General features: G+C 70.1%; 1 protein-coding gene. It reads left to right on the forward strand.

The annotated features are described in order from the left end of the window. Positions 1–32: 32 nt before the first annotated feature. A partial coding sequence (locus AB0E24_RS37905) for an SDR family NAD(P)-dependent oxidoreductase (RefSeq protein ID WP_359384096.1) occupies positions 33–10,540 on the forward strand: 10,508 nt, incomplete at its 3' end.

The raw sequence follows: 10,540 nt of genomic DNA on the forward strand, positions 1-10,540 counted from the left end.
GTCCCGCAGACGATCCCGCCCCGAGGAAACGCATGGAACCGGACGAGGCCATCGCCGTTGTCGGAATGTCCTGCCGCTTTCCGCAGGCACCCGACCCCGAGGCGTTCTGGCGGCTGCTGAACGAGGGCATCTCGGCCATCAGCGAGGTGCCCGCGGGCCGGTGGACCGACGACCGGCCCACGCCGCCCGGGACCGACGCCCCGTCCACGCCGCCCGGGACCGATGCCCCGTCCACGTCGCTTGCGGCCGACGCCCCGTCCACGCCGCCCGCCGTCCGTCACGGCGGCTTCATTGACGACGTCGACCGCTTCGACCCGGCGTTCTTCGGCATCTCACCGCGGGAAGCCGTGGCGATGGACCCCCAGCAGCGGCTGCTACTCGAGCTGGCCTGGGAAGGGCTGGAGGACGCGGGCATCGTGCCCGCCACCCTGCGGGGCGCCACGGTCGGAGCGTTCATCGGCGCCGGGTCCGACGACTACGCCTCGCTGATCCGCGCCCGCGGCCGTTCACACCACACGCTGACCGGCACCCAGCGGGGCATGCTCGCGAACCGGCTCTCCCATGTGTTCGGCCTGAGCGGCCCGAGCCTGACCGTGGACGCGGCCCAGGCGTCCTCCCTGGTCGCGGTGCACATGGCCGTGGAGAGCCTGCGCCGCGGCGAGTCACGGCTCGCGCTGGCGGGCGGGGTCAACCTGAACCTCTCGGCGGAGACCGCCGCCGATATCGCCGCGTTCGGCGCGCTCTCCCCGGACGGCCGCTGCTTCACCTTCGACGCCCGCGCCAATGGCTATGTGCGGGGTGAGGGCGGCGGACTCGTCGTCCTGAAACCGCTCTCCGACGCACTCGCCGACGGCGACACCGTCTACTGCGTGATCGAGGGCAGCGCGGTCAACAACGACGGCGGCGGTGTATCGCTCACCGCACCCGACCCGGACGGCCAGCGACGGGTGCTCCGGCTCGCCCAGCGGCGGGCCGCGATCTCCCCCGCTGCCGTTCAGTACGTGGAACTGCACGGCACCGGAACGGCACTCGGCGACCCGGCGGAAGCGGCGGCCCTGGGCGCGGTCTTCGGCCGGAGCGGAGCGGGGCCGGTGCAGCTGGGGTCGGTGAAGACCAACATCGGCCACCTCGAAGCCGCCGCCGGTATCGCCGGACTTCTGAAGACCGCGCTGGCCATCCACCACCGGCAGCTGCCGGCCGGTCTCAATTACCGTACGCCGAATCCCCGTATCCCCATGGGCGAGCTCAACCTGGAGATGCGCCTGGCCCCGGGGGAGTGGCCGAAGCCGGACAACCGCCTGGTCGCCGGTGTCAGCTCGTTCGGGATGGGCGGCACCAACTGCCACGTCGTACTCGCCGAACCACCCGCCTGGGCCTCCTCCCACGCCTCCGCACACCACCCTGAGCCTGAGGCCGTACCGGCCCCGACCCTCGCCCCGGCCCCGCTTCCGCTTCCGCTGTCCGGGGCGTCCGCTGCCGCGCTCCGCGGCCAGGCGATGCGGCTACGGCCGTATCTGGAGCGATCGCCGAACCTCACCGACCTCGCCTTCTCCCTCGCCACCACACGAACCTCCTTCGACCACCGCGCGGTGCTGATCACCGGGCATGCGACTGACGCGGCACATGGCCTGGACACGTTCGCCGAAGGTGGCACGGCGGCGGGTCTGGTGACGGGCACGGCGCGGGCGGCGGGAAAGCTCGCCTTCGCCTTCGCGGGCCAGGGCTCACAGCGTCTCGGCATGGGAGGTGAACTTAGTGCCGCCTTCCCCGTGTTCGCCCAAGCCTTCGACGTGGTGTGCACGGCGCTGGACGCACACTTGGACCGGCCCCTTCGGGACGTGATCCACGGTGACGACGCCGAACTGCTCGACCGGACGGTGTACACCCAGGCCGGACTGTTCGCGGTGGAGGTGGCGCTGTTCCGGCTGCTGGAGGACTTCGGCCTCGTACCGGACCTGCTGATCGGCCACTCCCTCGGCGAGGTGAGCGCCGCCCATGTCGCCGGTGTGCTGTCGTTGGCGGACGCCGCCGCTTTCGTCGCCGCCCGTGGGCGGCTGATGCAGGCCGTGACGGAGCCGGGCGCCATGGTGTCGCTCGAAGCCACCGAGGACGAGGTCACCCGGACGCTCATGGCGGGCGGGGCATCGGACGACGGTGTCCGGGTCTGTGTGGCGGCGGTCAACGGCCCCACCGCCACGGTGATCTCGGGGGATGAGCGCGCCGTACTCGACCTGGCGGCGGAGTGGACCCGCCGCGGGCGTCGGACGAAGCGGCTCCGGACGAGCCACGCGTTCCATTCGCCCCATCTGGACCCCGTACTGGACGAGCTTCGGCACATCGCCGAGAGCCTCACGTACCGGGCGCCCCGGATCCCGCTGGTGTCGAATGTGACCGGCCGACGTGCCACGGCGGAAGAGCTGTGTTCCCCGGAGTACTGGGTACGGCATGTCCGCCGGACCGTACGGTTCCTGGACGGCGTCCGCTGTCTGGAGGGCGAAGGCGTCACCACCATCGTGGAACTGGGCCCGGACAAGGCGCTCAGCACCCTGGCCCGCGACTGCCTGACCGGGCCCGGGACGCTGGTGGGCACACTCCGTCGCGACCGGCCCGAGCCACAGGCCCTGGTCACCGCACTGGCCGAGCTGTATGTCTCGGGTGTCGAGGTGGCATGGGACCCGCTGGTGTCCGGTGGGCGGCGGATTCCACTGCCCACGTATGCCTTCCAGCGGCAGCGGTACTGGTTCTCCGCTCCCGGGCCCGAGGGCGGGGACACGTCTGCCCATGGGGTCACATCAGGGCCCGAGCGCACGGACACCGGCCTGAGCCCCGATGAGGCGCTCGACGAGGACCCGGGCAACAGCGAGGTGCTCGACACCGGCCTGAGTGGCGGCGAGGTGCTCGGCATGGTCCGGGCGCACGCGGCCGTCGTGCTCGGATACGAAACGGCGAACGCCATCGGAGCCGAGCACACCTTCAAACAACTCGGGTTCGACTCGATCACCGCCGTCGAACTGTGTGAACGGCTCGGTGAGGCGACCGCCCTTCCGCTGCCCGGCACCTTGCTGTTCGACTATCCGACGCCCACTGCGCTCGCCGAGCATCTGCACCGCAGGCTCCACGGCCGGACGGATGAGCAGGCCGTGCCCGCGACCGTGCCGACACCCGACGGCGGCGACCCGGTGGTGATCGTGGGGATGGGCTGCCGGTTCCCCGGCCGGGCGCATTCGCCGGAGGACCTTTGGCGGATCGTGGTCGACGGCGAGGACGCCATCTCCGGCTTTCCGTCCGACCGGGGCTGGGACCTCGATGGCCTCTACCACCCCGACCCCGACCGCTCCGGCACGTCATACGCGCGCGACGGCGGATTCCTGTACGACGCGGCCGAGTTCGACGCGGGGTTCTTCGGGATCTCGCCGCGGGAAGCCGCGGCGATGGACCCGCAGCAGCGGCTGCTGTTGGAAACGTCGTGGGAGGCGTTGGAACGGGCGGGGATCCCCGCGGAGCACATCAAGGGCAGTAGCACGGGTGTGTTCATCGGCGCCGCGTCGGTCGGCTACGCGGCGGACGCCGGAGAGGAGGCCGAGGGCTATCAGCTGACCGGCACCGCCGCGAGCGTGGCCTCGGGCCGGGTGTCCTACACGCTGGGTCTCGAAGGCCCGGCGGTCACCGTGGACACGGCCTGCTCGTCCTCGCTGGTGGCATTGCATTTGGCCGTGCAGTCGCTGAGGGCGGGCGAGTGCTCGCTGGCATTGGCGGGCGGTGTGACCGTGATGGCCACACCGGCGATGTTCGTGGAGTTCTCGCGTCAGCGGGGGCTTGCCACGGACGGCCGGTGCAAGGCGTTCTCGGCGGCGGCGGACGGCACGGGGTGGGCCGAAGGCGTCGGGGTGCTGGTGGTGGAGCGGTTGTCGGATGCTGTGCGGAATGGGCATCGGGTGTTGGCGGTGGTGCGGGGTAGTGCGGTGAATCAGGATGGTGCGTCGAATGGGTTGACGGCGCCGAATGGTCCGTCGCAGCAGCGTGTCATCCGCCAGGCGCTGGTGAGTGCGGGTCTTATGGCGTCGGATGTGGATGCGGTGGAGGCGCACGGTACGGGGACCACGTTGGGTGATCCGATCGAGGCGCAGGCGTTGTTGGCCACCTATGGTCAGGACCGGGATGCGGATCGGCCGCTGTGGCTGGGCTCCGTGAAGTCGAACATCGGTCATACGCAGGCCGCGGCGGGTGTGGCCGGTGTGATCAAGATGGTGATGGCGATGCGGCATGGGGTGCTGCCGCGAACCCTGCACGTGGATGAGCCGTCGCCCCACGTCGACTGGTCCGGCGGCCGGGTGGAGTTGCTCACCGAGACAACGCCATGGCCCATGACCGGCGGCCTGCGCAGAGCGGGCGTCTCATCGTTCGGAGTGAGCGGCACCAACGCTCACATCATCCTGGAACAGGCCCCGGAGACGGCCCAGCCGACCAGGCCCATCGGGGAAGGCGACACCGAAGTGGCGGCCGTTGCCTGGGTGCTGTCGGGACAGGGCGAGGCTGGGCTGCGGGCCCAGGCCGAGCGGCTGCGCGCCTTCACGGCGGCAAGCCCCTGTCCCGCCCCGGCGGAGGTGGGATGGTCACTGGCATCGACACGTACGACGTTGTCGCACCGAGCGGTGGTCGTGGGCGCTGGACGCGACGAGTTGCTACGTGGTGTGGACGCTGTGGCGAACGGGATGGCCGCTCCGGGAGTGGTACGGGGCACCGGAGCCCCCGGGGACGTGGTGTTCGTTTTCCCTGGTCAGGGGTCGCAGTGGGTGGGGATGGCGTTGGAGTTGGTGGAGTCGTCTTCGGTGTTTGCGGGGCGGTTGGGTGAGTGTGCGGAGGCGCTAGGGCCGTTGGTGGAGTGGTCGTTGTGGGATGTGTTGGGTGATGAGGTGGCGTTGGGGCGGGTGGATGTGGTGCAGCCGGTGTTGTGGGCGGTGATGGTGTCGTTGGCGGAGTTGTGGCGTTCGTTTGGTGTGGTGCCGTCGGTGGTGGTGGGGCATTCGCAGGGTGAGATTGCGGCGGCGTGTGTGGCGGGTGCGTTGTCGTTGGAGGATGGGGCGCGGGTGGTGGCGTTGCGGAGCAAGGCGTTGCTGGCTCTGTCGGGCCGCGGCGGGATGGTGTCCGTTCCGGTGTCCGCCGACCGGCTCCGCGACCGCCCCGGACTGTCGGTGGCGGCGGTGAATGGTCCGGTGTCGACGGTGGTGTCCGGGCCGGTTGAGGTGCTGGATGCGGTGTTGGAGGAGTTCCCGGAGGCCAAGCGGATCCCTGTGGACTATGCCTCGCATTCGGTGCAGGTGGAGGAGATCCGGGAGGGGCTGGCGGAGGCGTTGGCGTCGGTCCGGCCGCGTACGGGTGAGGTGCCCTTCTACTCGACGGTGACCGGCCGGCTGATGGACACCAGCGAGCTGGACGCGGAGTACTGGTATCGGAATCTGCGTGAGACGGTGGAGTTCCAGAGCACCGTCGAACACCTTATGCGCGAGGGGCATACGGTGTTTGTCGAGGCCAGTCCGCATCCGGTGCTGACCGTCGGCATCCAGGACACCGCCGACGCCACCGACACTGACACCGACATCCTCGTCACCGGGTCGCTGCGTCGTGACGATGGCACTGTTCAGCGGTTTCTGACCTCCCTGGCCGAGCTCCACGTGCGCGGTGTCCGGATCGACTGGGGCCCGCTCTTCGCCGGTGTCTCGCCCGTCGAGCTGCCAACGTATGCCTTCCAACGGGAACGGTTCTGGCTTGGGGCGGACACCGCCGAGTCCGCCGTGGACACGTGGCGATACCAGATCTCCTGGAATCGGCTGCCGGACCTGGACACCCCGGACCTCTCCGGGACATGGCTGGCTGTGGTCCCCGAAGGGGACGACGAGTGGGCCATGGCGGGGGCACGGGCGCTGGCCGAGCCGGGCAGGGCCAGCGTCCGTACCCTCCAGGTGCCCTGCGACACGGACCGCCGGACCCTGGCCGGGCTGCTGATGGATGTGGCGGGATCCGACGACATCGCCGGTGTCGTCTCGTTCCTGGCCGCCGACGAGGGTGCGCATCCGACTCACCCCGCGCTGTCCCGGGGGATGGCGCACACGGTCGAGCTGTTGTGCGCGCTCACCACCGCTGATGTCGAGGCCCCGCTGTGGTGTGTCACCCGAGCGGCCGTCATGGCACTTCCGACGGACTCGGCGCCGAGCCCCGCCCAGGCAGCCGTATGGGGGTTCGGGCGGGTGGCCGGGCTGGAACGATCCGAGCGCTGGGGCGGCCTGATCGACCTGCCCGTTCACTGCGACGCACAGGTGCTGCGGCGGTTCGTCGCCGTACTCGCGCAGGCAACCGGTGAGGACCAGGTGGCGGTACGGCCATCGGCGGTCCTGGGCCGACGGTTGGAACCGGCGCCCAGGACCGGACCGGCCGACGCATGGCGCCCACACGGCACGGTGCTGATCACCGGTGGCACCGGCGCGCTGGGCGCACATGTGGCACGGTGGCTGGCGCAGTCCGGCGCGGAACACCTGGTGCTGCTCGGCCGCCGTGGCCAGAAGGCTCCGGGGGCCGCCGCGCTCGAGGACGAACTGACCGCGCTCGGCGTACGAGTGACCATGACGGCCTGCGATGTGACCGACCGGGCCGCTCTCGCCGGGGTGCTGGCGTCGGTGCCGGACCTCACCGCCGTGATCCATCTCGCGGGGACCGTGCGATTCGGGGGTTCCCTCGACGCGGACCTCGACGAGTACGCCGCCGTCTTCGACGCCAAGGTCACCGGTGCCCTGCACCTGGACGAGCTTCTCGACCACGCGTCACTGGAGGCGTTCGTCCTCTTCTCCTCGGCAGCGGCCGTCTGGGGCGGCGTCGGCCAGGCCGGTTACGCGGCGGCGAACGCCCTGCTCGACGCGGTGGCACAGCGGCGTCGGGCACGCGGTCTGCCGACCACCTCGATCGGATGGGGCACCTGGGGCGGCAGCCTCGCGCCCGAGGACGAGCAGCGGCTGAGCCGTATCGGCCTGCGCCCGATGCGGCCGGAGGTGGCCGTGACCGCGCTGCGCCACGTCGTCGGGTCGGCCGAGCCCTGCCCGGCCATCGCGGACGTCGACTGGGAGACCTTCGGCCCGGCCTTCACGGCCGGTCGGCCCAGCCCCCTGCTCAGCGCACTGCCGCGGCTGCGAAACAGCTCCGACACCATGGCCATGGCCGGTGAACGCTCCGGGCTGCGGAGGCGACTGGCTGAAGTGTCCACGGCCGACCAGGACCGGACACTGGTGGATCTGGTACGTGAGCATGCGGCCGAGCTCCTGGGACACCACGGCTCGGCGGCGATCGACCCCACGGTGCCATTCCGGCGACTGGGCTTCGACTCGCTGACGGCGGTCGAGCTGCGGACCCGGCTGAACGCGGCTACCGGACTGCGTCTCCCGGCCACCTTGCTGTTCGACCACCCGAGCTGCCGGGCGGTCGCCGACTTGCTGCGCTCGGAACTGCTCGGCGACCGCTCGGGCCCCCTCGCGGTGCCGTCTGCCACGGAGGCCGCCCCCGTCGGCGCGGTGGCCTCCGACGAGCCGATCGCCATCGTCGCGATGAGCTGCCGCTTCCCGGGAGGCATCGAATCCCCCGAGGACTTGTGGCGGGTGGTCAGCGAGGGCCGGGAAGTGCTCTCCGACTTCCCCGACGACCGTGGCTGGGACGTGGAAGCGCTGTACGACCCGGATCCGGACCGGCCCCGCACCAGCTATGTGCGTACTGGCGCATTCCTCCACGACGCCGCGGAGTTCGACCCGGAACTCTTCGGAATCTCCCCGCGTGAGGCGCTGGCGATGGACCCTCAGCAGCGGCTGCTGCTGGAGTCGGCGTGGCAGGTGTTGGAGCGCGCCAGGATGGCGCCGACATCCGTGCGGTCCAGTAGGACCGGCGTCTTCATCGGTGGCTGGGCCCAGGGCTATCCCTCGGCATCGGACGAGGGGTATGCCCTGACCGGCGCCGCGACCAGCGTGATGTCCGGTCGTATCGCCTATGCGCTGGGGCTGGAGGGCCCCGCCCTGACCGTGGACACGGCATGTTCGTCCTCGCTGGTGGCGCTGCATCTGGCGAGCGAGGCGCTACGGCGGGGCGAGTGCTCGTTGGCGCTCGCGGGCGGCGTGACGGTGATGGCGACGCCCAGCACCTTCGTGGAGTTCTCGCGCCAGCGCGGGCTGGCCCCGGACGGGCGCTGCAAGGCGTTCGCCGGGGCGGCGGACGGCACGGGGTGGGGCGAGGGCGTGGGCATGCTGCTGTTGGAGCGGTTGTCCGATGCTGAGCGGAACGGCCATCGGGTGTTGGCGGTGGTGCGGGGTAGTGCGGTGAATCAGGATGGTGCGTCGAATGGTTTGACGGCACCGAACGGTCCGTCGCAGCAGCGGGTGATTCGCCAGGCGCTGGCGAACGCACGGTTGTCCACGGTCGACGTGGATGTGGTAGAGGCGCACGGTACGGGTACGACGCTGGGTGATCCGATCGAGGCGCAGGCGTTGTTGGCCACCTACGGTCAGGACCGGGATGCGGATCGGCCGCTGTGGTTGGGGTCCCTGAAGTCGAATATTGGTCATACGCAGGCTGCGGCGGGTGTGGCCGGTGTGATCAAGATGGTGATGGCCATGCGGCACGGGGTGCTGCCGCGAACGCTGCATGTGGATGAGCCGACACCGAAGGTGGATTGGACCACCGGCGCGGTGGAATTGCTCACAGAGCCGGCCGAGTGGCCGCAGGAGGGCCGGCCGCGTCGAGCCGGGGTGTCGGCTTTCGGGGTGAGCGGCACCAACGCCCATGTGATTCTGGAGCAGGCACCGGAGGTGGCGGCCCAGCGACGGCAGGGGCGTGACGAGCCGGTGGCGGTGCCGTGGGTGCTGTCGGGCGCGAACGAGGCGGCTCTGCGCGGCCAGATCGAACGGTTGCGGGCCTTTGTCGACGACAACCCCACCCTTGATCCAGTGGACGTGGGCTGGTCGCTGACGTCCACGCGTGCGCTTCTGCCGTATCGCACCGTCGTCGTGGGCGCGGACCTCGCCGAGCTGCGCCATGGGCTGGACACGGCGGAGGTCGTGGGCGCGGCCGAGCCGGACCGTGGTGCGGTTTTGGTGTTCCCGGGTCAGGGGTCGCAGTGGGTGGGGATGGCGTTGGAGTTGGTGGAGTCGTCTTCGGTGTTTGCGGGGCGGTTGGGTGAGTGTGCGGATGTGTTGGGGCCGTTTGTTGAGTGGTCGTTGTGGGATGTGTTGGGTGATGAGGTGGCGTTGGGGCGGGTTGATGTGGTGCAGCCGGTGTTGTGGGCGGTGATGGTGTCGTTGGCGGAGTTGTGGCGTTCGTTTGGTGTGGTGCCGTCGGCGGTGGTGGGGCATTCGCAGGGTGAGATTGCGGCGGCGTGTGTGGCGGGTGCGTTGTCGTTGGAGGATGGGGCGCGGGTGGTGGCCTTGCGGAGCAAGGCGTTGCTGGCTCTGTCGGGCCGGGGTGGGATGGTGTCGGTTCCGGTGTCTGTCGATCGGCTTCGTGGCCGTGCGGGGTTGTCGGTGGCGGCGGTGAATGGTCCGGTGTCGACGGTGGTGTCCGGGTCTGTTGAGGTGCTGGATGCGGTGTTGGAGGAGTTCCCGGAGGCCAAGCGGATCCCTGTGGACTATGCCTCGCATTCGGTGCAGGTGGAGGAGATCCGGGAGGGGCTGGCGGATGCGTTGGTGTCGGTCCGGCCGCGTACGGGTGAGGTGCCGTTTTATTCGACGGTGACGGGGCGGTTGATGGATACCGTCGAGTTGGATGGGGAGTACTGGTATCGGAATTTGCGTGAGACGGTGGAGTTCCGGTCTGCGGTCGAGGGGCTGCTGGAGCTTGGTCATACGGTGTTTATCGAGGCCAGTCCGCATCCGGTGCTGACCATCGGCATACAGGACACCGCCGACGCCACCGACACCGACATTCTCGTCACCGGGTCACTGCGCCGCGACGACGGCGGTCTTGCCTCCTTCCTCACCGCGCTGGCCCGGCTGCATGTCCGGGGTGTTGCGGTGGAGTGGCGGGCGGCGTTCACCGGACTGGATGCACACGCCGTGGACCTGCCGACCTACGCTTTTCAGCGTCGGCGCTTCTGGGCGGCTTCTCTCCAGCGGACACCCGGGGCGGGCGAGCTCGACCATCCCCTCTTGGGCGCGCTGGTGCCCTTGCCCGAGTCCGGCGGCGGCCTCCTCACGGGCGTGCTCACGCTCGCCGGACAGCCGTGGTTGGCCGAACACTCGGTGTCCGGTGTGGTGTTGTTTCCGGGGGCGGGGTTTGTGGAGTTGGTGTTGCAGGCGGGGTTGTGGTTGGGGTGTGGGGTGGTTGAGGAATTGACGTTGGAGGGGCCGTTGGTGTTTTCGGAGCGGGGTGGGGTTGAGGTTCAGGTGGTGGTGGGTGGTGTGGGTGAGGGTGGTGTGGGTGGTGGTGGTTGTCGGTCGGTGTCGGTGTTTTCGTGTCGTGGGGGTGAGTGGGTTCGGCATGCGGTGGGTGTTTTGGGGGTGGGGGTTGGTGTGGT

The organism is Streptomyces malaysiensis subsp. malaysiensis (assembly GCF_040653035.1).
Taxonomy (GTDB): Bacteria; Actinomycetota; Actinomycetes; order Streptomycetales; family Streptomycetaceae; genus Streptomyces; species Streptomyces malaysiensis.